Source organism: Mammaliicoccus lentus (assembly GCF_947036595.1).
Classification (GTDB): Bacteria; Bacillota; Bacilli; order Staphylococcales; family Staphylococcaceae; genus Mammaliicoccus; species Mammaliicoccus lentus.
Genome location: NZ_OX344834.1, coordinates 1,230,373 through 1,256,154 on the forward strand (window position 1 = coordinate 1,230,373; position 25,782 = coordinate 1,256,154).

Sequence of the window (25,782 nt, forward strand, 5' to 3'; positions counted from 1 at the left end):
TATCGACAGTCTCGTACTTTATTTAAATGGAACTGTAAGATAAAATAGTAATATCATTGTTATTTAGACATTTGAAAATTAAGAGGTGTTTAGATTGTCGAATTTTTTTAAAAATAATAAATTAGTATTTTTTCTAATTTCCATGGTTTTGTTAATAGTAATAGTAGGGTATTCAATGAGGGCACAATCTGCATCGCTTAGTGAACAATATGCTAGTGATACATCATCATTTGGAGGTAGAATTGTTTCTTATCCTGTGACGATGGTATCGAACTTTTTCACTAATTTAACAACTTCGGAAGATGATGTTAAAAAATTAAAAGAAGAAGCAAAGCGCACTGAACAGATTAGAGCTGATAAAGCTCGTTTGGAAAAAGAAAACAAAGAATTAAAAAAAGAACTTGATATGAAAGACATTTCACAATTTAATCCAATATCTGCTACTGTAATTGCAAGAAGTCCAGATCAATGGATGAACACGATTATTATTGATAAAGGTAAAAAAAGTGGAATGAAAGAAAATATGGCTGTAATCACTAGTGAAGGGTTAGTAGGAAGAATCAAAAAAGCTAACCAATTTTCATCTCAAGTTGAACTGATTTCTACAAGTGTAAAAACGAGTAAGCTTTCTGTGGATATTCAACAAGAAGGCGAAAATGTCTTTGGTATGATTAATCGATATGACGAAGAAAAAGGGCTTCTCGTTATTAGTGATATCGATAATAAATACAAAATTAAAAAAGGATCTAAAGTAGTAACAAATGGTTTAGGCGATCAACTTCCTAAAGGTTTATTGGTAGGAGAAGTTGAGAAAGTCGAAAATGATGAATACGGATTGTCTAAAGTAGCATACATAAAAACTTCAACAAATATTAAAGACCTTAATCATGTCTATGTGGCTAATAGAGATCCTGAGACTATCCCTTCAGCAGACGAAAGTGGTGAGGAATAATGAGATTATATGTTATTCCTCTGATTGGCGTCTTACTATTTTATCTAGATTCTTTATTAACTAGAATATCACCTATTCATCTATTTAATGAAACATTCGTTATCGTTCCACGCCTTACATTCTTATACTTACTAATAATTGCAGTTTATAAAAACCCTAAAGTAGCGATTATCCTAGCAATCGTTACTGGAATATTTACTGACATTTATTATGGCGGCGTATATGGTGTTTACACATTTGGTTATGCATTATTTGTAGTAATGATGGATAAATTATTCAAAGTATTTTATAGAGATATTTTAATGATGGTCATTTTACTCATTATTTCGGTGGTATTATTAGAAATATGGGTTATGGCTTTTTATGGCATATTAGGATTTATTTCAATAGATTTTGGTAATCTTATATTATTCCGATTAATTCCAACAATAATATTTAATTTAATTTGTTTAGTTATTATTTTTCCTTTCGTTTTGAAATTATTAGAAAGAAATACAAATTAATTAAAGAATATTGACAATAGTAACTGTAGATGGTAATCTATTGAAGTTGAGTAGTTTCAAGCTACATACAACCGCTCAATCATAGGTATTAAGTACGAACGTCACCTATGAATGGCGTGACTTAAAAAATTAGGAGGTGCAAGTATGTTTGCTATAATTGAAACTGGCGGAAAGCAAGTTAAAGTAGAAGAAGGTCAAACAATTTGGGTTGAGAAATTAGACGTAAATGAAGGTGATTCATTCACTTTTGACCAAGTATTATTTGTAGGTGGAGATTCAGTTAAAGTTGGATCACCAGTTGTTGAAGGTGCTTCAGTTACTGCTAAAGTTGAAAAACAAGGACGCGGTAAAAAAATCACTGTCTTCAAATACAAAGCTAAGAAAAACTACAAGCGTAAACAAGGTCATCGTCAACCTTACACTAAATTAACTATCGAAAAAATTAACGCGTAAGCAATGATTAAAGTAGATATTAGTTTAAACGATGAAGGGCAAGTTACAGATATTATTATGTCTGGACATGCTGATTCAGGTGAATACGGCAAAGATATAGTCTGCGCTGGCGCATCTGCAGTCGTGTTTGGTACGACGAATGCAATCATCGGTTTAACTGATGAAACACCTGATATAGATTACAGTGACGATGGTGGATATTTTCATATACGTAGTGTAAACTTAGAAAATGAACAAGCGCAAACTTTATTACAAGGCCTAATCATTTCTTTAAAGACTATTGAAGAAGAATACGGGCAATATATTAAACTAAATTACAAGTGAGGTGTAACTCATGTTAAAATTAAACTTACAATTTTTCGCATCGAAAAAAGGGGTTGGTTCTACAAAGAACGGTCGTGACTCTGAATCAAAACGTTTAGGAGCTAAACGTGCTGACGGTCAATTCGTTACAGGTGGTTCTATCCTTTATCGTCAACGTGGAACTAAAGTTTTCGCTGGTGAAAACGTAGGTCGCGGTGGAGACGATACATTATTCGCTAAAATCGACGGCGTTGTTAAATTCGAACGTTTTGGTCGTGACAAAAAGAGAGTATCTGTATATACAGCTGCTGAATAATCGCTAAATTGAGACACCAGAATTTTTTCTGGTGTTTCTTTTTTTAATCAAATGATTAAAATGGTATAATAGTATTTATGAATACTTACAATATAGGTGATAAAATGGATGATTTAGATGTGTATTTAAAGTCGAGACACGATTTTGTCAATCAATTTCAACTGTTATACACTTATAAACAGTTGGGTAAAGAAAGTAAAGTTAATTCATTAATAGATGAATTGTATCAAGAACTTAAACAAGAACAATTATTTTTAAATGCACCATGCAGAAAGTTTGTTCAAGAAGTATTTTCACACAAAATCTCATTGTCAGGCTCTAAATGGACATTTGAAATTGAATGTAATAGCGATGAAGATTATCAAAGGAATTTATTCCTATCAGATAACATTTTGTTAAATATTTATCACAAATGGATGAATCATATCGTCAATGAAATTGACGAATTAGATACACATATCGGATTAATTATTGAACAGGAATTTGTTACATTAATAATGTCAGCTAAAGGTATTACGATAAACGAAAATGAAATTAAACAAATTTTTCCAAACTATAATATAGAAATTATTTCGTATAATCAAGAAATATGTGAATTAGAATTTTTTATTAATATTAATGAACTAGAGGTGTAAACATGTTTATAGATCAGGTCAAGATATCTTTGAAAGCTGGTGATGGCGGTAACGGTTTAGTTGCTTTTCGTCGTGAAAAGTATGTTCCGTTTGGTGGTCCGGCCGGAGGAGATGGAGGCAAAGGTGCCTCAGTAGTATTTGAAGTAGATGAAGGATTACGTACTTTATTAGATTTTAAATTCCAAAGAAAATTTAAAGCTGATAAAGGTGAAAATGGACAAAGCAGTAACATGCATGGTAGAGGTTCAGGTGATTTAGTATTAAAAGTTCCACCTGGCACAATTATAAAAAAAGTAGAAAATGAAGAAGTACTAGCCGATTTAGTAGAGCATGGACAACGTGCTACAGTAGCAAAAGGTGGCCGTGGTGGTCGAGGCAATTCAAGGTTTGCATCACCGAGTAACCCAGCACCAGACTTTTGTGAAAATGGTGAGCCTGGAGAAGAAATTGAAGTTATTCTAGAATTGAAATTAATGGCTGATGTAGGTTTAGTAGGTTACCCAAGCGTAGGAAAATCGACACTCCTATCAATTGTATCTAAAGCTAAACCTAAAATAGGTGCTTATCATTTCACAACTATTAAGCCTAATTTAGGTGTTGTACAAACTAAAGACGGCAGAGGATTTGTAATGGCAGATTTACCTGGTTTAATTGAAGGAGCCTCAGAAGGTGTAGGTCTAGGTCATCAATTTTTACGTCATGTTGAACGTACGAGAGTGATAGTTCACATTATTGATATGAGTGGAATGGAAGGCAGAGACCCTTATGAAGATTATGTTACAATTAATCAAGAGTTGAAATCTTACAATGAAAACTTATCAAGAAGACCGCAGATAGTTGTTGCAAATAAGATGGACTTACCAGATTCAGAAGCACAATTAGAGATGTTTAAAGAACAGCTCGAGGAAGATGTAAAAATTGTTCCTATTAGTACAGTTACACGCGAAAATGTTGATCAATTATTATATCAAATCGCTGACTTACTCGATGAAACTGAAGGTGTAGATTTCGATAGTATAGAAGAAGAAACAGGTATTCATAGAGTTGTCTATAAACATGAAAAATCAAGAGACCATTTTGTTATTTCTCGTGATGACGATGGAGCTTATGTTGTTACAGGTGATTCAATTGAAAGATTATTCATGATGACTGACTTCAATCGTGATGCAGCTGTTAGACGTTTTGCTAGACAGATGAGATCAATGGGTATCGATGATGCCTTGAGAGAAAAAGGCGCTTCTAATGGTGATATTGTAAGAATATTAGGTGGAGAATTTGAATTTGTCGAATAGGGCGTGTTCTAATTGAAAAAATCAAATGAATCAACAAAGAAGTTTTATTTAATTAGGGAAGATGTATTGCCAGAATCTGTTCAAAAAACTATAAAAGTAAAAAATGCGCTCATGAAAAATAACAATTTGACTATTTATGATGCAGTGAAAGAGTTTAATCTTTCTAGAAGTGCATTTTATAAATATAAGGATACGATTTTCCCTATAGATAGATTAGAGGAACAAACACGAAATTTAACTTTAATTTTGTATGTTCAAGATGAAGTAGGTATGCTTGCTTTTGTATTAAATAAAATTGCTGAATTAAAAGGATCTGTTTTAACGATTCATCAAAGTTTACCTATGAAAGACAGAGCTACTATAACGATTTCATTAAATGCCTCTAATATAGAATTATCTCTAGAAGAATTGATGGATGCTATTAAAGAAAGTCCACACGTAGATGAAGTTGAAGTTATTGGAATGAGCATGTAAAGGGAGTTATCTAATGTATGCATATATAAAAGGTAAAATTTCTCAATTATATCCAACACATATAGTAGTTGAAAATAACGGTATAGGTTATGAAATACAAACACCAAATTCATATCGTTTTCAATCTCAATTAGAAGAAGAGGCGCAAGTCTTTACACAACTAATTGTACGTGAAGATGCGCATCTATTATATGGTTTTATAGATTTAGAAGAGAAAGACATGTTTTTAAATCTTATTAAAGTTACCGGTATTGGTCCTAAATCTGCACTAGCAATATTAGCAGCCAGTACACCGAATGAAGTTAAAATTGCTATTGAGAATGAAAATGAAGCATATTTAACAAAATTCCCTGGTATAGGAAAGAAAACAGCTAGACAAATTATATTAGATTTAAAAGGTAAATTAACTATTACCGAAGAATCAGAGCTCTTTGCTCAAGCTGACGAAAGTAAAAATGATGTATTAGAAGAAGCGGTATTAGCGTTAGAAGCATTAGGTTATTCTAAACGTGAAATTACTAAGGTTAAAAAATCTTTAGAAAAAGAAACATTCGATACTGTAGATGCATGTGTTAAAAGGGCTTTAGCACTACTTATTCAATAAATGAGGTGATTTTTTGGATGATCGTGTAGTTGATGAACATGAACTTGAAGAAGATTTGCAAAATGAATTATCATTAAGACCGGACACATTGAATCAGTATATAGGTCAACATAATATTAAATCTAATTTAGATATTTTTATTAAAGCTGCGAAATTAAGAGAAGAACCTCTTGATCATTGTTTGTTATATGGTCCTCCAGGTTTAGGTAAAACGACTCTTGCTAACATCATTTCTAATGAGATGGACGTTAATTTACGTACAGCTAGTGGACCCTCTATAGAAAGACCAGGAGATTTAGCTGCGATTTTATCAGCTTTACAACCCGGTGATGTGCTATTTATAGATGAAATACATCGTTTGAGTCGTGTAGTAGAAGAAGTTTTATACCCAGCTATGGAAGACTTTTTCTTAGACATAGTAGTTGGTAAAGGTGAAGAAGCAAGAAGTATTAGAATTGATTTACCGCCATTTACATTAGTGGGTGCTACGACTAGAGTAGGAAGTCTATCAGCTCCTTTAAGAGATCGATTTGGCGTTCATTTACGTTTAGAATATTATGATGATGGAAGTTTAAAAGAAATCATTAAACGTACTGCTGAAGTCTTTAATGTTGAAATAGATGACCAAAGTACAAATGAGTTATCAAAACGAAGCAGAGGGACACCAAGAATTGCTAACCGATTGTTAAGAAGAGTGAGAGATTTTGCTCAAGTTGAAGGTGACGATTCAATAACAATTGGTACAACTAAACATGCATTAGATTTATTACAAGTTGATAAAGAAGGGTTAGACCATATTGACTATAAAATTATGCACTGTATATTGAATAATTATAAAGGTGGACCAGTTGGCCTAGATGCAATTGCTGCTACCATTGGGGAAGAACGTATTACATTAGAAGATGTGTACGAACCATATCTCATTCAAAAAGGCTTTATAGAACGAACGCCTCGTGGTAGAAAAGCAACTGCAGTGAGTTATGACCATTTTGAGATAAAGAAATAATATTAGAATGAGGAAAGAGGCAAAGCCTGTGAATATTGAAGATTTTGATTTTGATTTACCTGAGTCTTTGATCGCTCAAACACCATTGCTTAATAGAGAAAGTAGTCGACTACTAAAATGCGATAAAGTTACAGGTGAATTAGAAGATTTAACATTTAAAGATGTTATACATCAGTTATCACCGGGAGATTGTTTAGTACTAAATGATACAAAAGTCATGCCTGCTAGATTATTTGGAATTAAAGAAGAAACTGGTGCGAAAGTTGAAATGTTAATGCTAACACAACAAGAGAATGACGAATGGGAAGTACTTATCAAACCTGCAAAACGTATAAAGATAAATCAAAGTGTATCTTTTGGGGAAGGTAAAATAATTGCTACTTGTGTTAAAGAGTTAGACCAAGGTGGTAGAATTATGAAACTTTCGTATGAAGGCATTTTACAAGAACGTTTGGATGAACTTGGTGAAATGCCATTACCTCCTTACATTAAAGAAAGACTAGATGATCAAGACCGATATCAAACTGTTTATGCTAAAGCTGTTGGATCAGCTGCAGCACCAACTGCAGGACTACATTTCACTAAAAATCTATTACAAGAAATTAGAGATAGAGGTGTACATGTTGCATTTATAACTTTACACGTAGGATTAGGTACATTCAGACCGGTAAGTGTAGATAATATCGACGAACATGAAATGCATTCAGAGTATTATCAAATGTCTGAAGATACTGCTGAATTATTAAATAAAGTTAAAGCCGATGGTAAAAAAATTATTTCAGTTGGTACTACTTCAACAAGAACGTTAGAAACAATACGAAGTAGGAATGATAAATTCATAGCCGAAAGTGGCTGGACAGATATCTTTATATATCCTGGGTATGAATTTAAAGCGATTGATGGCTTAATTACAAATTTCCATTTACCAAAATCTACTTTAATCATGTTAGTTTCAGCGCTGTCATCGCGCGAAAATATTTTAAATGCTTATCGTCATGCTGTTGAATCTGAATATAGATTCTTTAGTTTTGGGGATGCAATGATTATTATATAGTGAAGGAGAAAAAGACATGCCTGCAGTAACATATGAGCATATTAAAACTTGTAAACAGTCTGGTGCAAGATTGGGAATCGTTCATACACCACATGGTTCATTTGAGACACCAATGTTTATGCCAGTTGGTACAAAAGCAACTGTAAAAACGATGAGTCCAGAAGAACTTAAACAAATGGAAGCGAAAATCATTTTAAGCAATACCTATCATTTGTGGTTACAACCTGGAAGTGATATCATTTCTAAGGTGGGTGGATTACATAAGTTTATGAATTGGGATGGACCAATATTAACTGATTCAGGAGGCTTTCAAGTATTCAGTTTAAGTGATATGAGAAAGATTGAAGAAGAAGGTGTGCATTTTAGACATCATTTAAATGGTTCTATATTGTTTTTAAGTCCAGAAAAGGCAACGCATATTCAAAACGATCTTGGTTCAGACATTATGATGGCGTTTGATGAGTGTCCTCCTATGCCATCTGAGTATGATTATGTAAAGAAATCAATTGAAAGAACGTCTAGATGGGCTGAAAGATGTCTTGAAGCTCATAAACGTCCTGAAGATCAAGCTCTATTTGGTATAATCCAAGGTGGGGAATACAACGATCTTAGAGAGCAGAGTGCTAAAGATTTAGTTTCACTTGATTTTCCTGGTTATGCGATTGGCGGTTTATCAGTTGGAGAACCGAAACCTGTGATGTACAGAATGGTTGAACATACGACACCGTTAATGCCATTTAATAAACCAAGATATTTAATGGGCGTTGGCTCACCTGATGCATTAATCGAATGCTCAATTAGAGGTATCGATATGTTTGATTGTGTTTTACCAACACGTATAGCTAGAAATGGTACATGTATGACTTCACAAGGTAGAGTAGTGATAAAAAATGCGAAATATCAAACAGATTTATCACCATTAGATCCTGAATGTGATTGTTACACATGTAGAAACTATACTAAAGCTTATTTGCGTCATCTGATTAAAGCAGATGAAACATTTGGAATTCGTCTTACTACATATCATAATTTGTATTTCTTGTTAAAATTGATGGAGAATGTTCGCCAAGCAATAAGAGAAGATCGATTACTTGATTTCAAAGATGAATTTTTCGAACAATATGGACTAAATGTAGATAACCCCAAAAACTTTTAAAGGAGTATGATTATGGAAGTATTAGTACAATTATTACCAATTATTTTGATATTTGCACTTGTTTGGTTCTTAATGATTAGACCACAACAAAAAAGAGCAAAAGAGCATCGCGAATTATTAAACCGCTTAGAAGTAGGTCAAAAAGTTACTTCAATTGGTGGAATTAAAGGTACAGTTAGAGCAGTTGACGAATCAATCGTTGTTGTTACTGTAAATGACAAAGGCCAAGAAATTACTTTTGAAAAACCTGCTATCAAACAAGTAGACCCTTCATAAAAAAGTTTACATTTTGATGGAATTAGTTTAATATATTTAACGTTAAAGACATGGTTATCCATGTCTTTTTTTGATACATGTACGTTATGACTATTCAAAAACTGGTAATGTATGCTATAACATATATAGTGAACTAAAAAAAGTAAGAGGTGTTATCGTGAAAAAGCGTAGTAGAATTATAGCCTTTTTACTTCTCTCGGTGTTGATTTTTACTTTAATAGGGTCAACCGGTAAAAATATAACGAAGAATGTAAATTTAGGTCTAGACTTACAAGGTGGATTTGAAGTTCTTTATCAAGTCAATCCTTTAGATAAAGGTGACAAAATAGATAAAGACGCTGTTAAATCGACCGCCAAAACTTTGGAATCACGTGTTAACGTATTGGGTGTTTCTGAACCGAAGATTCAAGTTGAGGAAGGCAATAGAATAAGAGTACAATTAGCGGGTATTAAAGATCAAAACGAGGCTCGTGAAGTACTTTCGACTCAAGCTAATTTAACAATTAGAGATGCTAAAGATAATGTACTATTATCAGGTAAAGATTTAGTACAAGGTGGCGCTAAACAAGGTTTTAAAGATAATACAAATGAAGTAGCAGTTACACTTAAATTAAAAGATGCAGAAAAATTTAAAGAAGTAACTGAAAAAGTATCTAAAATGAATCCAAACCTAATGGTTATTTGGATGGATTACGAAAATGGAGATAGCTACGAAAAAGAAGCTAAGAAAGAACAAGAAGGCAAAGAGCCTAAGTATATTTCTGCAGCGACAGTTAGTCAGCCTATCAATTCTGAAAATGTAGAAATATCAGGCGGATTTAAAGGTGAAGAAGGCGTTAAAGAAGCAAAACAAATCGCTGACTTATTAAATTCAGGTTCTTTACCAGTTAAATTAGATGAAGTTTATTCTACTTCAGTAGGTGCTCAGTTTGGTCAAGATGCTTTAGATGAAACGATTTTTGCCTCTACAATTGGTGTAGGTATCGTATTTTTATTCATGTTAATCTACTATAGATTACCTGGTGTTGTTGCTGTTGTTACATTAAGCGCTTATGTTTATTTAACATTATTAGCATTCAACTTTATTTCAGGTGTTCTTACTCTACCTGGTCTAGCTGCTCTGGTGTTAGGTGTAGGTATGGCTGTAGACGCGAATATTATTATGTATGAACGGATAAAAGATGAGTTAAGAATCGGAAGGACATTGAAACAAGCCTTCAAAAAAGGTTCGGGTTCATCATTTGTTACAATACTAGATGCTAACTTAACGACAATATTAGCTGCATTAGTATTATTTGTATTTGGTGAAAGTTCCGTTAAAGGTTTCGCAACAATGTTATTACTATCTATTCTGATGAGTTTTGTAGCATCAGTATTCTTAACAAGATTACTGTTATCAATCTTGATTAACTCAAATTACTTTAACAAAAAGTATACTTGGTTCGGCATATCTAAAAAATCAAGACATGATATTAGCGAAAAATTAGATGTGCATGATTTAAGCACACCTTATGATAAAGTTAATTTTGTTAAACTTGCAAAACCGTTCTTAACATTTAGTATCATAACTATTATTGTTGGTGCGATTATAATATCTATATTTAAATTAAATCTCGGTATCGACTTCACAAGTGGTACAAGAGTTGATTTACAATCTGATAATGCAATAAAAACTGAACAAGTATCTAAACAATTTAAAGATATGGGATTAGAACCTTCTCAAGTTACGACAAGTGGTTCGGGTAATAAAATGGCTACTGTACAGTTTAAAGATGCTTTAGATAAATCGGAGATAAAAAAAGTTAAATCTGATTTTAAAGATACTTTAGGTCATGACCCTAATGTTAGTACAGTATCTCCTGTAGTTGGCCAAGAGCTCGCAGTAAACGCATTGAAAGCTTTAGGCATTGCAGCGCTTGGTATCGTCATTTATGTTACATTTAGATTCGAATGGCGAATGGGAACTACTGCAGTATTAGCACTTCTACACGATGTGTTCATGATTGTAACAGTGTTTAGCTTATTTAGATTAGAAGTAGATATTACATTTATTGCTGCTGTATTAACGATAATCGGTTATTCCATAAACGATACAATCGTTACATTTGATAGGGTTCGTGAAAACTTACGTAAAATCAAAGTTATAAAAGACCCAGAAACAATTGATATGATTGTAAATTCATCTATTAGACAAACGATGACGAGATCAATTAACACAGTGTTAACAGTTGTAATAGTTGTAATTGGACTATTAATCTTTGGATCATCAAGTATATTCAACTTCTCATTAGCATTACTTATAGGACTGATTTCAGGTGTGTTCTCATCTGTGTTCGTGGCAGTTCCGCTATGGGGCATGTTGAAAAAGAAACAACTTAAAAATTCTGATGACGGCAAATTAGTTGTCTACGAAGAGAAAAAATCAAACGACGAAAAAATACTCGTTTAAAATTCATGAGCACTTATCAAAGCTACACTTTATGTGTCTGCTTTGATAAGTGCTTTTTTATGCAGTTGAAGTTTATCAATTCTATGCAAAAAATATTTATTTTGATATGCTTAATTTGTTTAGTAGAGAATCATTAATTTTTCATGTATAATGTTTTGAGTAGAAATGAGGAGATTTGTTATGACTAAAGCACGTTATCAATGGTCTATACCTAGACAAACTATAGAAATAGACAAGCAGATAATTAAAAAATTTAATATTTCCCCGCTATTAGAAAAAGCATTAGTTTCTAAAGGTTATACAACACAAACTGATATCGAACATTTACTTTCTAAAGAAGAACTTTTTCATGATCCTATGTTGTTAAGTGATATGGAGAAAGCTGTTTCAAGAATACATAAAGCTATAGAAAATAGTGAGAAAATATTAGTATATGGTGATTATGATGCTGATGGTGTGACATCAACAACAATTCTCGTAAAAACATTAGAATCACTTGGAGCTCAAGTCGGTTGGTATATTCCAAATAGATTTACAGAAGGATATGGTCCAAGTGAAGGGGCATTTCGAAATGCTCATGATGAGGACGTTACTTTAATCATTACAGTAGACAATGGTGTTCAAGGGCATCATGAAATAGATATTGCTAATGAATTGGGGATAGACGTTATCGTAACAGATCATCACGAATTTGGTATTACAAAACCTAATGCATATGCTATCGTCCATCCTATGCACCCTGACTTCGACTATCCATTTGAATATTTAGCAGGTGTAGGGGTTTCTTATAAATTATGTAAAGCACTTAAGGCGGACTTGCCCGATTATTTTCTTGGACTTGTAGCAATCGGTACTATTGCAGATTTAGTGAGTTTAACTGATGAGAATAGATATATGGTCAAGAGAGGTTTAAACATTTTAAATGAAAAACCTTCCCCGGGTATTAAAGCACTATTAGAAGTCGCAGATTACACTGATGAAGTCAGTGAACAAACTGTAGGATTTATAATTGGCCCAAGATTAAATGCGGTTGGTCGTCTGGATGATGCTAGATTAGCATGTGAATTATTGATGTGCGAAGACAGCGATGAAGCGACTTTTCTTGCTGAAGAAGTGGATCATTTTAATACGGAAAGAAAAGCAATAGTTGAAACTATTACAGAAGAAGCTCTTGTTCTCGCTCAAGAACAAATTGACACCAACTCACAATTTTTAGTTTTAGCAAAAGAAGATTGGAACGAGGGTGTGCTCGGAATAGTAGCATCAAGAATTGTTGAACAATATCATTTACCAACTATCGTGTTAAATGTAGATATAGAGCAAAATCATGCTAAAGGATCAGCTAGAAGTATTGAACAAGTATCTATGTTTGAATTTCTTCAAAATAACTCTGAACTTATACAAAAATTTGGTGGTCATCATATGGCAGCAGGTATGACGTTAGATATTGATGCTATAGAATCATTAAAAAAAGCTTTAAATGATGAAATGTATAAGTTAACAGAAGGTAAACCACTATTACCGCAATTAACTGTGGATTCAGAAATTCAAGTATCTGACATTTCAGTTGAAAATATTTTTGACTTAGAGAGATTACGACCTTTTGGAACTGATATTTCTGCACCATTATTTGCAGTGAAAAATGTGCAGGTTAATTCGGTGAAAGGTATTGGACAAAGTGAAAAACATTTAAAACTTACATTAACCGACAAAAATATTGCAGCACTTCATTGGAATTTCGGACATCTTCAACACGACATAACAAATGAAACAACTATTAATATAGCGGGCAGCTTAAATGTAAACGAATGGAATGGACATCAATCTCCACAAATAATCGTAAAAGATTTAGAGTTAGGTAATGAACATACAGTATTCGATTATAGAAGTAAAAATAAACAAGACTTATTGAAAATTAATCAAAAAGACGCTTTGTTTGTAGTTAATTCAACAGAAGAAAAACTAAATGATAGATATGTGTTCTATGGAGAAGGATATGAAAGAAATGTTGAAGCGTGTGTGCTTAGAGATTTACCAAAAGATTTAGATGATTTAAAAACAACTTTAAATCAAGTTAATGCAGATAAATATTATTTAGTTTTTAAAGGTCAATCTAATTCATACTTTGAAGGTTTACCTAATGAACAAAAATTTAAAGAAACATATAAAGCATTACTCAGTAAAGCAGAAACAAATATTCAAACTGAAGGTATGCAACTTTGTCAATTTTTGAAAATTAAACCTGATCAATTAAAATTCATACTAAATTGCTTTTATGAATTAGACTTTATTACAATAAATGATGGTATAATAAAAGTGAATAAAGAAGCGGAAAAGAATAGCATTCAAAGTGCGCCGTTGTATCAAGAGAAGAAAAGACAAATAGAAATTGAAAAGACATTGTTATATAATGATAGTCAAGCTTTAATCAAATGGATTCAGTCATTGATAGGCAACGTTGAGGAGGAAGTTTAATGGATTTAAAACAATATGTTTCAGAAGTACAAGATTGGCCAAAAGAAGGGGTTAATTTTAAAGATATTACAACAATTATGGACAATGGGGAAGCATATAAATATGCAACTGACCAAATTGTAAGTTATGCTAAAAACAAACAAGTAGATGTAGTAGTTGGACCTGAAGCAAGAGGATTCATTATAGGGTGCCCTGTGTCTTATGCTATGGGAATTGGTTTTGCACCTGTTCGTAAAGAAGGTAAATTACCTCGTGAAGTTATTCGTTATGAATATGATTTAGAATATGGCTCTAACGTTTTAACAATGCATAGAGACGCAATTAAACCTGGTCAACGTGTGCTTATTACTGATGATTTATTAGCAACAGGCGGTACAATAGAAGCTGCTATCCATTTGGTGGAATCACTAGGTGGTATTGTAGTAGGTATTGCTTTCTTAATAGAATTGAAATATTTACACGGAATAGATAAACTAAAAGGATACGATGTTGTATCTTTAATTTCATATGATGAATAGTATGTAAATACTAAAATAAAATAGTCACTTTTGTGACTATTTTATTTTTAGATTAAATATAATAATTATATGTGGCATATTACTTATATTAATTGCTATAATAGTAATATTAAAGAGAAATTTGTGATGAGGTGGTGTCCCTATGAATAAAGAATATCCTTATAGTGCTGATGATGTTTTATATAAAGCTAAAAGCTACTTATCCGAAGAAGCTTACAAATTAGTTGAAAAAAGTTACGATTTAGCTTTTAAAGCACATCAAGGCCAAATTAGAAAAAATAATTTACCTTATATTATGCATCCAATACAAGTTGCAGGTATTTTGACTGAAATGAAGTTAGATGGCCCAACAATTGTTGCTGGATTTTTACATGATGTAATTGAGGATACACCTTATACTTACGATGATTTGGTTGAAATGTTTAATGAAGAAGTTGCAATTATAGTAGATGGTGTGACAAAACTTAAAAAAGTAAAATATAAATCAAAAGAAACGCAGCAAGCTGAAAACCATCGTAAACTATTTATAGCAATTGCTAAGGACGTAAGAGTTATACTTGTGAAATTAGCAGATAGGCTTCATAACGTCAGAACTTTAAAAGCCATGCCAAAAGAAAAACAAAAAAGAATAGCAAAAGAAACATTAGAAATTTACGCACCTTTAGCTCATAGATTAGGTATTAATACAATTAAATGGGAACTGGAGGATATTTCTTTAAGATATATAGATAGCGTTCAATATTTCAGAATAGTTAATCTTATGAAGAAAAAAAGAAGTGAACGTGAAACATATATTTCTAATGCTGTTAAAGATATTGAATCAGAAATGGAAGTTATGGATATTTCTGGCGACATAAGCGGACGACCTAAACATATATATAGCATCTATAGAAAAATGGTTAAACAGAAAAAGCAATTTGAACAAATATTTGATTTATTAGCTATTAGAGTCATAGTGCCATCTATTAAAGATTGTTATGCTGTATTGGGCTTAGTGCACACACTTTGGAAACCTATGCCTGGCAGATTTAAAGACTATATAGCTATGCCAAAACAAAATATGTATCAATCATTGCATACAACGGTAGTTGGACCAAATGGCGATCCTTTAGAAATTCAAATCAGAACTTATGAGATGCATGAAATAGCTGAACACGGTGTTGCTGCTCATTGGGCTTATAAAGAAGGTAAAAACTTAAGCAATAAATCTGAAGAATATTTACAAAAAATGAGTTGGTTACAAGAGATAGCTGAAACAGATAACACATCTCCAGACGCTGAAGAATTTATGGAATCATTAAAATATGATTTACAAAGTGATAAAGTTTACGTCTTTACGCCAGAAAGTGATGTTGTAGAACTTCCTTATGGTGCTGTACCAATAGACTTTGCTTACTCTGTCCACAGTGAAGTGGGAAATAAGATGATAGGAGCAAAAGTAAACGGTAAAATCGTGCCGATTGATTATAAATTATCTACTGGAGATATAGTTGAAATTAGAACGAGTAAACATTCATATGGACCGAGTCGAGATTGGTTGAAAATTGTGCGTTCTTCAAGTGCTAAAAGCAAAATTCGCAGTTTCTTTAAGAAACAAGATAGATCTGCAAACATTGAAAAAGGCAAGTTTATGATTGAAGCTGAAATTAAAGAACAAGGTTTCAACGTAGATGAAGTATTAACTTCTGAGAATATCAAAAATGTAAATGAGAAATATAATTTTTCGAACGAAGATGATTTATATGCAGCAGTAGGATTTGGAGGCATCACCGCGTTACAAGCTGTTAATAGATTATCTGAAAAAATTAGAATAGAACGTAAAAAACAGTCATTAAACCAAGTTCAAGAAGTCAGTAAGTCTATGCCGATTAAAAATGATATACGTACTGAAACAGGTGTCTATGTAGAAGGCTTGGACAATATGCTAATCAAATTATCGAAGTGCTGTAACCCTATCCCTGGTGATGATATCATCGGTTACATTACAAAAGGACACGGGGTAAAAGTACATAGAAAAGATTGCCCTAATATTATTAATGAAACCGAGAGATTAATCGATGTAGAATGGGTTAAAAATACAAATGAACAAAAAAGTTACCAAGTTGATCTGGAAATTACAGGATACGATCGAAATGGCTTGTTAAATGAAGTCTTGCAAGTTGTAAATTCTATTAAAGTACAATTAGTAAAAGTTTCAGGTAAAGCTGATATAGATAAAAATGCTGTTATAAACATAAGTGTTATGGTTAAAAACGTTAATGACGTTTATCGAATTGTTGATAAAATAAAACAATTAGGCGATATCTATACAGTTACCCGTGTATGGAATTAAGAGGTGATATTTTGAAAGTTGTTTTACAAAAAGTAAGTCAAGCTAAAGTGACATCTGAAAATATTCAAAATGAAATTAAACAAGGTTTTTTATTGCTAGTAGGAGTTGGTGAAGAGTCAACGTATAAAGATGCTGACGCCATTGCTAAAAAAATCGCCAAAACTCGAATTTTTGAAGATGACCAAGGTAAAATGAATTTAGATATACATCAAGTTGATGGGGAAATACTATCTATTTCACAATTCACAATATATGCTTCAGTAAAAAAAGGAAATAGACCTGGGTTTATGAATGCTAAAGAACCAACCGAAGCTAACAATATATATAGATATTTTAATGAACAATTAGCTTCTTATGGTATACCTGTCAAAAGTGGTGAATTTGGTGCACATATGGATATATCACTTGTTAATGATGGTCCAATAACGATTATTTTCGAAAGCAAGGATGGTATTATTCAATGAACCGAATAAGCTTATGGTTTAAAAAAAAGAAACTAAAGCCAATACCGATTATTATCGTGGGATTAATATTATTAGCATTAATTATTATTATTATTAATCTCTTAACACAAGAAGTTGAAGAACCTAAGTCACTTTCTATGATAGAAGATGGTGAACTGAGAACCGGTCCAGCTGCATTTTATCCAATTATATTTGATGTTAAAGATGGAGATAAGTTTGAAATCATAGATAGAGAAGGTAAATGGTTTGAAGTCATTAATAGTGACAATGAAAAGGGTTGGATTGCTGGTTGGCATACAAATTTAGATATTAAAGAAGATGTGGATCCAGTCCAAAAACCATTAAAGGGTAAAACCATTGTACTTGATCCAGGGCATGGTGGAAGTGATCAAGGCGCGGCAAGCTCCAAACACAAAGACGTAACAGAAAAAGTAATGACGTTAAAAACTGCTAAAGAATTGGAAAAAATGTTAAAAGATGAAGGTGCTAAAGTAAAATTAACACGTTCAAAAGATGAGTACGTTAAATTAAAAGATAGACAAGCTGATGGAGATGTATTCATAAGCATACATAATGACGCACTTGAATCTTCTAATCCACATGGTTTAACAGTTTATTATCATCATGAAAGTCATAAAGATTTCGCAAAAACTTTACACACTTCAATCAATCAAAAGTCTATCTTGTCTGATAGAGGGGTAAGAAATGAAAACTTCCAAGTTATTAGACAAGCTAAGTCACCTGCTGTATTATTAGAACTTGGATATATAAGCAACCCAACTGATGAAAACTTAATCGTTGATCGCAAATACAGACACATAGTTGAAACTGGTATTGTAGATGGTTTGAAAGTTTACTTTTCAAATTAAATGTTGACTGAAATTAAGTATGGGGTTACTATTAATATAAATTACTAAATATAAACTTACCGTTTATTCTTGAATAGTATACACTTTAGGCTGAACACAGAGATTATAACATGTGCTGAAAGTTATAAAGATGCCACGTATACTTTTGAACACAAGAAGAGGGAATCTTATGAAAGTAAGATCGATTGACATCCGTTACAATGTTGTTAAGTGAGTATTCTTTTTTAGAGAATACTAATTAGGGTGGCAACACGGAATCTTCGTCCCTTGTATGTTTATTAAGCATACAAGGGACTTTTTTAATTTTAAGGAGGAAATTAAATGATAAATATACCACGTGGCACACAAGATATTTTGCCGAAAGATAGTTATAAATGGCAGTATATTGAAAATAAATTACACGAACTGATGAAAATTTATAATTATAAAGAAATTAGAACACCTATATTTGAAAGCACGGATTTATTTAGTAGAGGTGTTGGAGATTCAACTGATGTTGTACAGAAAGAAATGTACACATTTAAAGATAAAGGTGATAGAAGTCTCACATTGAGACCTGAGGGTACTGCTAGTGTAGTGAGAAGTTTCATAGAAAATAAAATGCAAGGTAATGCGAATCAGCCTGTAAAATTATATTATACTGGTCCTATGTTTAGATACGAAAGAAAACAAAAAGGACGTTATCGTCAATTCGTTCAATTTGGAGTAGAAGCAATTGGATCAGAAAATCCTGCAATCGATGTTGAAATTATTGCAATGCTTGTACACATTTATCAGTCATTCGGTTTGAAAAACTTAAAACTAGTTATTAACAGTATTGGTGATGCTGAATCAAGAGCAGATTATTCTAAAGCATTACAAGAACATTTTGAGCCAGTCATTGATACATTTTGTCAAGATTGTCAAAACAGACTTTATACAAATCCAATGCGCATTCTAGATTGTAAAGTTGATCGAGATAAAGAAGCTGTAAAAAATGCGCCGAAAATTACTGAATATTTGAATGATTATTCAAAAAGTTATTTCGAAGAAGTTAAAACACTATTAGATGAAATTGGTATTGAATATGAAATTGATAGCAATTTAGTACGTGGTTTAGATTATTATACGCACACTGCATTTGAAGTAATGAGCAATGCAGAAGGATTCGGAGCTATTACAACTCTATGTGGCGGTGGACGTTATAATGGATTATTAGAATTATTAGATGGTCCAAAAGAAACAGGTATAGGATTTGCTTTAAGTATTGAAAGACTATTGCTCGCTCTAGAGGCGGAAGGCATTGAAATAGAACAAGAAGACTCTATAGATTTATTCATTGCTACTATGGGAGAGCAAGCTGATCATTATTCAGTAGAATTACTTAATAAACTAAGATTAGCAGGTATTAGTTGTGACAAAGATTACTTAAGTAGAAAATTAAAAGGCCAAATGAAACAAGCTGACAGATTAAATGCAACTTATACAATTGTTATTGGTGAAGATGAATTACAAAAAGAGCAAGTAGAAGTTAAAAATATGAAAACTGGCGAAAGTGAACCAGTAGCATTTTCAGAATTAGAGAATTATTTAAAGGTGGAATCATAATGAATAAAAGAACAACTTATTGTGGAAGTGTAACAGAAGAATATATTGGACAGACAGTAACTTTAAACGGATGGGTACAAAAAAGACGTGACCTTGGCGGACTTATTTTTATAGATTTACGTGACCGTGAAGGCGTAGTACAAATTGTTTTTAACCCAGATTTTTCAGAAGAAGCTTTAAAAATTGCTGATAAAGTTCGTTCTGAATATGTTATACAAGTTAAAGGTCAAGTAACTAAAAGAGATGAAAAATCAGTTAATGATAAAATTAAAACTGGTAAAGTAGAAGTGCAAGTTTCAAGTATAGAAATATTAAATGAATCTGAAACACCACCGTTCTCAATTACAGATGTAAATGATATAGATGAAAATGTTCGTCTTAAATATAGATATATAGATTTACGTAGAGAAAGTTTAGCTCAAACATTTAAAATGAGACATCAAATTACACGCTCTGTTAGAAACTACTTAGATGAAGGAGATTTCTTTGAGGTTGAAACACCTGTTTTAACGAAATCAACACCAGAAGGGGCTAGAGACTACTTAGTTCCATCACGTGTCCATGATGGTGAATTTTATGCATTACCTCAATCACCACAAATTTTTAAACAGTTATTAATGATAGGCGGTTTTGATAAGTATTATCAAATCGTTAAATGTTTCAGAGATGAAGATTTAAGAGCTGATAGACAGCCTGAGTTTACTCAAATAGATATCGAAATGAGTTTCGTTGATCAAGAAGATGTTATGACAATGAACGAAGGTTTAATGAAACGTATTATGAAAGACGTTAAAGGAATCGATATTACGACACCATTCCCTCGTATGACTTACGCTGAAGCAATGGAGAGATATGGTATTGATAAACCAGATACACGTTTCGGTATGGAATTAATCAATTTATCACAATTAGCTTCACAAATGGAATTCAAAGTATTTAAAAGCGCTGTTGAAAACGGTGGGGAAGTTAAAGCGATAGTTGTTGAAAATGGAGCAGACGACTATTCAAGAAAAGATATTGATCAATTACAATCATTTGCAAGTATATACGGAGCTAAAGGTTTAGCTTGGGTTAAAGTAACTGATGAAGGATTAAACGGTCCAATTAGCAAATTCTTTAATGAATCACACACAGAAGAATTATTAAAAGAAACAGAAGCAAAATCTGGTGATTTAATTCTATTTGTTGCAGATAAAAAAGATGTTGTTGCAGCTAGTTTAGCTCAATTAAGAAATAAACTTGGTAAAGAACGTGGCTTAATAGATCCTAATCAATATAACTTCTTATGGGTTACAGATTGGCCATTATTTGAATATGATGAAGATACTAACCGTTATGTTGCTGCCCATCATCCATTCACTGCTCCTAAAAAAGAACACGAAGATATGTTAGAAACAGATCCTACAAATGTTGAAGCAAATGCATATGACATTGTATTAAATGGGTTTGAATTAGGTGGGGGTTCAATCAGAATCCACAAATCTGACTTACAAGAAAAAATGTTTAAAGCTTTAGGATTTACAGATGAGGAGGCTCAAGAACAATTCGGTTTCTTAATAGAAGCGTTTAAATATGGAGCACCTCCACATGGTGGAATTGCTTTAGGGTTGGATAGACTTGTTATGTTATTGGCTGGTAGAACTAATTTACGCGATACAATTGCTTTCCCTAAAACAGCAAGCGCATCTTGTTTATTAACTGACGCACCAAGCAAAGTATCAAATAGCCAATTACAAGAATTACATTTACAATTAGATTTAGACGAAGAATAACAAAAGTATAAATACTTGTTATTTAAAAGAATTATGATAAAATAAATTTATAAGGTAGACATCTGAAGTGTTCGTGATACGCTTTATGTATTTTGACCTAACACTTTCGATCAAGGGAGCCTAATGGGTTTTCTTAATAGCGCATACGCCTCTTAAGGAGGACATGCAAAATAAGAAACAGGGCACCCACCTGTATTTAGCAGGCCAAAATGATCTAGCACGCAATATTACGGCACAATTGGATTCTATCGGTACGCAAGACTCTATGTCTTGCGTATTTTTGTGTAAAGGAGTTAAAAATATGACTAAACATCAATTCTCAAGAAATGAGTTAGCGATTGGTAAAGAAGGATTAGATTTACTTAAAAGCAAAACAGTTGTTGTACTAGGAGTAGGCGGCGTTGGTTCTTTTGCTGCTGAAGCACTAGCAAGAACGAATATAGGACATATAATTTTAATCGATAAAGATGATGTAGATATTACAAATGTGAATAGACAATTACATGCACTTACTACAACAATTGGACAATCTAAAGTTGATTTAATGGAAGAACGCATTAGATTAATCAACCCAGATTGCAAAGTCACTTCATTACATATGTTTTATACAGAAGAAACATACGAAGCATTATTTAATGAATACGATATAGATTATTTTTTAGATGCTAGTGATACAATTATGTACAAAATACATCTTATGAAAGAATGTTTAGAAAGAAACATCAACGTGATTTCAAGTATGGGGGCTGCAAATAAAACAGACCCTACTAGATTTGAAATTGCTGATATTTCAAAAACACATACTGATCCAATGGCAAAAATTATTCGTCTTAAACTTAGAAAAATGGGAATTCATAAAGGAATAAATGTAGTATTTAGTGATGAAAGTCCTATTGTAATAAGAGAAGATGTTAATGAAGTCGTCGGAGATAAAAATGCTAAAGTTAGAAAAGCACAAATGCCACCATCTTCAAATGCTTTTGTACCAAGTACAGTAGGATTGATTTGTGCAAGTTATGTAGTGAATGACATACTAAAAGATATTCATGTTAAGAGAGTTAAAGATAAGTAAAAACAACAGGCTGAGACATTTATATGTCCCAGCCTGTTTTTATTATATAAGCACGTGTAGCTTATTGTTTATAATGAATAAGAGAATAATGGATTCTCTAACGTGCAAGAAATATATGACAAGCTCGTTACATTCTCTAACGAGCTAGAGATTGTAAACAAGCCCGTTACCTCAATATCCATCATTATTTCAATGTAATTTCACCCTAAATATATATGATACGCTGCTCTAACGTGCAAGAAATATAAGACAAGCTCGTTACATTTTCTAACGAGCTAGAGGTTGTATACAAGCCCGTTAGCGCAATATCCATCATCATTTCAATGTAATTTCACCCTAAATATATACGATACATAGCGCTAACGTGCAAGAAACATGAGAAAAGCCCGTTACATTTTCTAACGAGCTAGTGATGATAAACAAGCCCGTTAGAGTGATATTTCCTACGATTTTGTATAATGTTGACTCCGTTTATATTCTAGATGACTTTATTATAAATTAGTTTTTGTTTTTTAAATTTTTGTAGACTTCTGCAAATTGTTGTTCTGCTTTGGACGTTAATTTTGGTTGGTAGTATTGTTTATGCTTTAATGTATCAGGTAAATATTGTTGTTTTACATAACTATTTTCATAGTTATGAGGATATTTATAGCCTATTGCGTTACCTAATTCTTTAGCACCTTGATAGTGTCCATCTTTTAAATGTTTTGGTACAAGACCTGCTTTACCATTTTTAATATCTGATAATGCTGAATCTATTGAGGTAATAGCTGAGTTAGATTTAGGAGAGAGGCACAGCTCTATAACTGCCTGACTTAATGGAATACGTGCTTCGGGAAATCCTAATCGTTCACTTGCTTCAATTGCTGATAATGTTCTTGCTGCAGCGCCTGGTGAAGCTAAACCAATATCTTCATAGCTAATAACTAATAAACGCCTAGCTATAGTAGGTAAGTCTCCAGCTTCTATAAGTCGTGCTAAGTAATGTAGTGCAGCATCTACATCACTACCTCTAATAGATTTTTGGAATGCGCTCATCACATCGTAGTGTTGATCACCATCTTTGTCATGTTGAAAAGCGCTTTTTTGTATACATGTTTTTGCGTCTTCAACCGTAACGTGTCGAGTATCATTTTCGATATCTGCGCTTAATACAGCTAGTTCTAATGCATTCAAAGCGCTCCTTACATCACCATAACTAGCTTGTGCGAAATAAGCGATTGCTTCTTCATCTACTTCAGGTTGATATGATAATAATCCATTTTCTTCATCGTTTAATGCACGATTTAAAGCTTCTATAATGTCTTCCTCTTCTAGCGGATATAATTCGAAAATTTGAGCTCTACTTCTAATCGCTGGATTAATAGCATGATATGGATTTGAAGTGGTTGCACCAATTAAAACTATTTTGCCCGATTCTAAGTGAGGTAATAAAAAGTCTTGCTTCGCTTTATCTAATCTGTGAATCTCATCTAACAGTAATATAACTTGTCCAGAAATTTTAGCTTCTTCTACGACAAGTTGCATATCTTTTTTCGTGTTTGTAACAGCGTTAAGCTGTCTAAACTTATATTGTGTACTACCTGCAATAGCTTGTGCAATGCTTGTTTTTCCTATTCCTGGGGGCCCATAAAAAATCATAGACGTTAATCTTTTAGTTTCTACCATTCGTCTAATAATGGCTTTAGGTCCAACTAAATGATCTTGACTAATGACATCATCTATCGTTTTTGGACGCATTCTATATGCTAACGGTTCGTTTTTCATCTGTGATCAACCTTTCTAATTACTCAAACTGTCAAAAAAATGATAAAATAAGTTAAACAATACTTTTTAAAGAAAACAAGAGGTGTAGTACATGAAAATTTCAACTAAGGGACGATATGGCTTAACACTAATGATATCGTTGACCAAGCGTTATGGTCAAGGATGTACATCATTGAAGTCTATCGCCGAAGAAAATAATTTAAGTGATTTATATTTAGAACAATTGGTAGGGCCATTAAGAAATGCTGGTCTTATTAAAAGTGTCAGAGGTGCAAAAGGGGGATATGAATTACAAAAATCACCATCTGAAATCACTGCTGGGGATGTTATAAGGTTATTAGAAGGACCAATTACACCAGTCGAAGGAATAGAAGATGAACCTCCAGCTCAACAACAGTTATGGATAAGAATACGTGACGCTGTTAAAGAAGTGCTGGATAATACGACTTTAGAATATTTAGCGAACTATACAAACCAAGATGAATTAGAAGGTTATATGTTCTATATTTAAAAATAATTGAGATTGAACGCGAGCGTTCAATCTCTTTTTTATGCCTAAGTGTACGATTTCAGTGCCCAACTGTAAAAAACTGCTATAAAAGTTAACGGTTGGGTATAAATAATATCAAAGTAGGGTATTTTTATCCTAGAATATTAATTTCATATTAAAATAATTGTACATTACAACAAAGGAGTGTTTTAAATGAATAGATTAAAAATATTTATGTTGGCCTTAGTCTCCGTTATTATGGTTGGTTTAGTTAGTGCACCATTAGAAGCAAATGCACATAATGAACCAAAACAACCAAGAGTCATATTACCTAAGAATGACCGCACGCAAATAACAGACACGACTTCTGGACATTACCAATCTGTTGCATTTGCTGATATAGGCGGTACGTCTATAGCATCTGGGGTTGTAGTAGGTAAAAATACAATTTTAACAAATAAACATGTAGTAGACTTTACGAATGGTGATGCATCTCAATTGAAATTCTCACCAGGAGCAAATGGCGAAGGAAATTACCCGTTTGGTACTTTCACAGCTACTGATTACACAACTGCTCCAGATGGAGAAGATTTAGCTGTGGTCCATGTTGGTAAGAATAGTAAAGGACAGTCTATTGGTGATGTAGTTCAACCTTCAAGTCCAGTAGATACATCATCTGTGAAAAAAGGTGATCCAATTACAGTTACAGGTTATCCTGGTGACAAGCCATTAGCTACTTTATGGGAAAGTAAAGGTAATGTATTATCCGCTTCAGGCAGTAGCATTACATATGATTTAAGCACATACGGTGGTAACTCAGGTTCACCTATATTTAACGCTAATAAAGAATTGATTGGTATTCATTATGGTGGCGTTACAGGTGAACATAACAGTGGTGTCCTATTCAATTCAAGTGTACAAGAATATATTAATAATAATTTAAAATAGAACATAAACACACAG

At 32.7% G+C, this 25,782-nt stretch carries 25 protein-coding genes, 1 other RNA gene and 1 other annotated feature; of the genes, 25 read left to right on the forward strand and 1 reads right to left on the reverse strand.

Annotated features, from left to right (window positions below; all coding sequences use genetic code 11):
• The first annotated feature begins 94 nt into the window (after positions 1-94).
• The 23 genes from mreC (at position 95) to ACNMOQ_RS06215 (ending at position 22,562) form a co-directional block, all read left to right on the forward strand.
• Complete coding sequence (gene mreC, locus ACNMOQ_RS06105) at positions 95-952, forward strand: rod shape-determining protein MreC (protein WP_416350351.1); 858 nt, start codon at positions 95-97, stop codon at positions 950-952.
• Entirely contained in the window at positions 952-1,455 is a 504-nt protein-coding gene (gene mreD, locus ACNMOQ_RS06110; RefSeq protein WP_016999277.1) for a rod shape-determining protein MreD, read from the forward strand. Before mreC ends, mreD begins: the two co-directional genes overlap by 1 nt.
• Positions 1,456-1,514: 59 nt before the next feature.
• Positions 1,515-1,587 (forward strand) — a sequence feature (ribosomal protein L21 leader region).
• A 12-nt stretch (positions 1,588-1,599) separates the two neighbouring features.
• Positions 1,600-1,908: a 50S ribosomal protein L21 gene (rplU, locus tag ACNMOQ_RS06115; RefSeq protein WP_016911517.1), complete on the forward strand. Its 309-nt coding sequence runs from the start codon at positions 1,600-1,602 to the stop codon at positions 1,906-1,908.
• Positions 1,909-1,911: 3 nt separating this feature from the next.
• The gene (locus ACNMOQ_RS06120) at positions 1,912-2,232 is read left to right on the forward strand and encodes a ribosomal-processing cysteine protease Prp (RefSeq protein ID WP_016999276.1); all 321 of its coding nucleotides are present in this window, start codon (positions 1,912-1,914) and stop codon (positions 2,230-2,232) included.
• Positions 2,233-2,242: 10 nt separating this feature from the next.
• Positions 2,243-2,527: a 50S ribosomal protein L27 gene (gene rpmA, locus ACNMOQ_RS06125; protein WP_016999275.1), complete on the forward strand. Its 285-nt coding sequence runs from the start codon at positions 2,243-2,245 to the stop codon at positions 2,525-2,527.
• Between the two features lie 77 nt (positions 2,528-2,604).
• Positions 2,605-3,162: a Spo0B domain-containing protein gene (locus ACNMOQ_RS06130; protein WP_416350352.1), complete on the forward strand. Its 558-nt coding sequence runs from the start codon at positions 2,605-2,607 to the stop codon at positions 3,160-3,162.
• A gap of 2 nt (positions 3,163-3,164) precedes the next feature.
• Positions 3,165-4,454, forward strand: a complete 1,290-nt coding sequence (gene obgE, locus ACNMOQ_RS06135) for a GTPase ObgE (protein WP_016999273.1) — start codon at positions 3,165-3,167, stop codon at positions 4,452-4,454.
• A 12-nt stretch (positions 4,455-4,466) separates the two neighbouring features.
• Positions 4,467-4,928, forward strand: a complete 462-nt coding sequence (locus ACNMOQ_RS06140; protein WP_064211070.1) for an ACT domain-containing protein — start codon at positions 4,467-4,469, stop codon at positions 4,926-4,928.
• Positions 4,929-4,941: 13 nt separating this feature from the next.
• Positions 4,942-5,532 (forward strand): Holliday junction branch migration protein RuvA, encoded by a 591-nt coding sequence (gene ruvA, locus ACNMOQ_RS06145; RefSeq protein WP_064211069.1) that lies wholly within the window; start codon positions 4,942-4,944, stop codon positions 5,530-5,532.
• Positions 5,533-5,545: 13 nt separating this feature from the next.
• A complete protein-coding gene (gene ruvB / locus ACNMOQ_RS06150; protein ID WP_016999270.1) occupies positions 5,546-6,538 on the forward strand; it encodes a Holliday junction branch migration DNA helicase RuvB in 993 nt (330 codons plus the stop codon).
• 28 nt (positions 6,539-6,566) lie between these two features.
• The gene (gene queA, locus ACNMOQ_RS06155; protein ID WP_064211068.1) at positions 6,567-7,592 is read left to right on the forward strand and encodes a tRNA preQ1(34) S-adenosylmethionine ribosyltransferase-isomerase QueA; all 1,026 of its coding nucleotides are present in this window, start codon (positions 6,567-6,569) and stop codon (positions 7,590-7,592) included.
• Between the two features lie 16 nt (positions 7,593-7,608).
• A complete protein-coding gene (gene tgt, locus ACNMOQ_RS06160; RefSeq protein WP_416350353.1) occupies positions 7,609-8,748 on the forward strand; it encodes a tRNA guanosine(34) transglycosylase Tgt in 1,140 nt (379 codons plus the stop codon).
• Positions 8,749-8,760: 12 nt separating this feature from the next.
• Complete coding sequence (yajC, locus tag ACNMOQ_RS06165; RefSeq protein ID WP_016999267.1) at positions 8,761-9,024, forward strand: preprotein translocase subunit YajC; 264 nt, start codon at positions 8,761-8,763, stop codon at positions 9,022-9,024.
• A gap of 157 nt (positions 9,025-9,181) precedes the next feature.
• Positions 9,182-11,473: a protein translocase subunit SecDF gene (gene secDF, locus ACNMOQ_RS06170; RefSeq protein ID WP_278759424.1), complete on the forward strand. Its 2,292-nt coding sequence runs from the start codon at positions 9,182-9,184 to the stop codon at positions 11,471-11,473.
• Between the two features lie 180 nt (positions 11,474-11,653).
• On the forward strand, positions 11,654-13,948 hold the full coding sequence (gene recJ, locus ACNMOQ_RS06175; RefSeq protein ID WP_416350354.1) for a single-stranded-DNA-specific exonuclease RecJ: 2,295 nt from the start codon (positions 11,654-11,656) through the stop codon (positions 13,946-13,948).
• A complete protein-coding gene (locus ACNMOQ_RS06180) occupies positions 13,948-14,466 on the forward strand; it encodes an adenine phosphoribosyltransferase (protein ID WP_064204324.1) in 519 nt (172 codons plus the stop codon). Before recJ ends, ACNMOQ_RS06180 begins: the two co-directional genes overlap by 1 nt.
• A gap of 142 nt (positions 14,467-14,608) precedes the next feature.
• Positions 14,609-16,798, forward strand: coding sequence for a RelA/SpoT family protein (locus tag ACNMOQ_RS06185; RefSeq protein WP_415364517.1), 2,190 nt, complete (start codon positions 14,609-14,611; stop codon positions 16,796-16,798).
• Positions 16,799-16,809: 11 nt separating this feature from the next.
• Positions 16,810-17,262 (forward strand): D-aminoacyl-tRNA deacylase, encoded by a 453-nt coding sequence (gene dtd / locus ACNMOQ_RS06190; protein WP_416350355.1) that lies wholly within the window; start codon positions 16,810-16,812, stop codon positions 17,260-17,262.
• On the forward strand, positions 17,259-18,131 hold the full coding sequence (locus ACNMOQ_RS06195; protein WP_325889562.1) for an N-acetylmuramoyl-L-alanine amidase: 873 nt from the start codon (positions 17,259-17,261) through the stop codon (positions 18,129-18,131). Before dtd ends, ACNMOQ_RS06195 begins: the two co-directional genes overlap by 4 nt.
• 321 nt (positions 18,132-18,452) lie before the next feature.
• The gene (gene hisS / locus ACNMOQ_RS06200; RefSeq protein ID WP_016999261.1) at positions 18,453-19,718 is read left to right on the forward strand and encodes a histidine--tRNA ligase; all 1,266 of its coding nucleotides are present in this window, start codon (positions 18,453-18,455) and stop codon (positions 19,716-19,718) included.
• A complete protein-coding gene (gene aspS / locus ACNMOQ_RS06205) occupies positions 19,718-21,490 on the forward strand; it encodes an aspartate--tRNA ligase (protein ID WP_325889561.1) in 1,773 nt (590 codons plus the stop codon). The genes hisS and aspS overlap by 1 nt, the downstream gene beginning before the upstream one ends.
• Positions 21,491-21,546: 56 nt before the next feature.
• Positions 21,547-21,739, forward strand: a non-coding RNA gene (gene ssrS / locus ACNMOQ_RS06210) — 6S RNA.
• 52 nt (positions 21,740-21,791) lie between these two features.
• Complete coding sequence (locus ACNMOQ_RS06215) at positions 21,792-22,562, forward strand: tRNA threonylcarbamoyladenosine dehydratase (RefSeq protein WP_016999259.1); 771 nt, start codon at positions 21,792-21,794, stop codon at positions 22,560-22,562.
• A gap of 498 nt (positions 22,563-23,060) precedes the next feature.
• Here the strand turns inward: ACNMOQ_RS06215 and ACNMOQ_RS06220 are convergent, their stop codons facing one another.
• Complete coding sequence (locus ACNMOQ_RS06220) at positions 23,061-24,329, reverse strand: replication-associated recombination protein A (RefSeq protein ID WP_016999258.1); 1,269 nt, start codon at positions 24,327-24,329, stop codon at positions 23,061-23,063.
• 91 nt (positions 24,330-24,420) lie between these two features.
• Between ACNMOQ_RS06220 and cymR the strand changes: the two genes are divergently transcribed.
• Together cymR and ACNMOQ_RS06230 are read left to right on the forward strand one after the other, a co-directional pair.
• Positions 24,421-24,840 carry a cysteine metabolism transcriptional regulator CymR gene (gene cymR / locus ACNMOQ_RS06225; RefSeq protein ID WP_016999257.1) on the forward strand — a complete coding sequence of 140 codons (420 nt, stop codon included), beginning with the start codon at positions 24,421-24,423 and terminating at the stop codon, positions 24,838-24,840.
• A gap of 192 nt (positions 24,841-25,032) precedes the next feature.
• Positions 25,033-25,767 (forward strand): trypsin-like serine peptidase, encoded by a 735-nt coding sequence (locus ACNMOQ_RS06230; RefSeq protein ID WP_016999256.1) that lies wholly within the window; start codon positions 25,033-25,035, stop codon positions 25,765-25,767.
• The last annotated feature ends 15 nt before the right edge of the window (positions 25,768-25,782 follow it).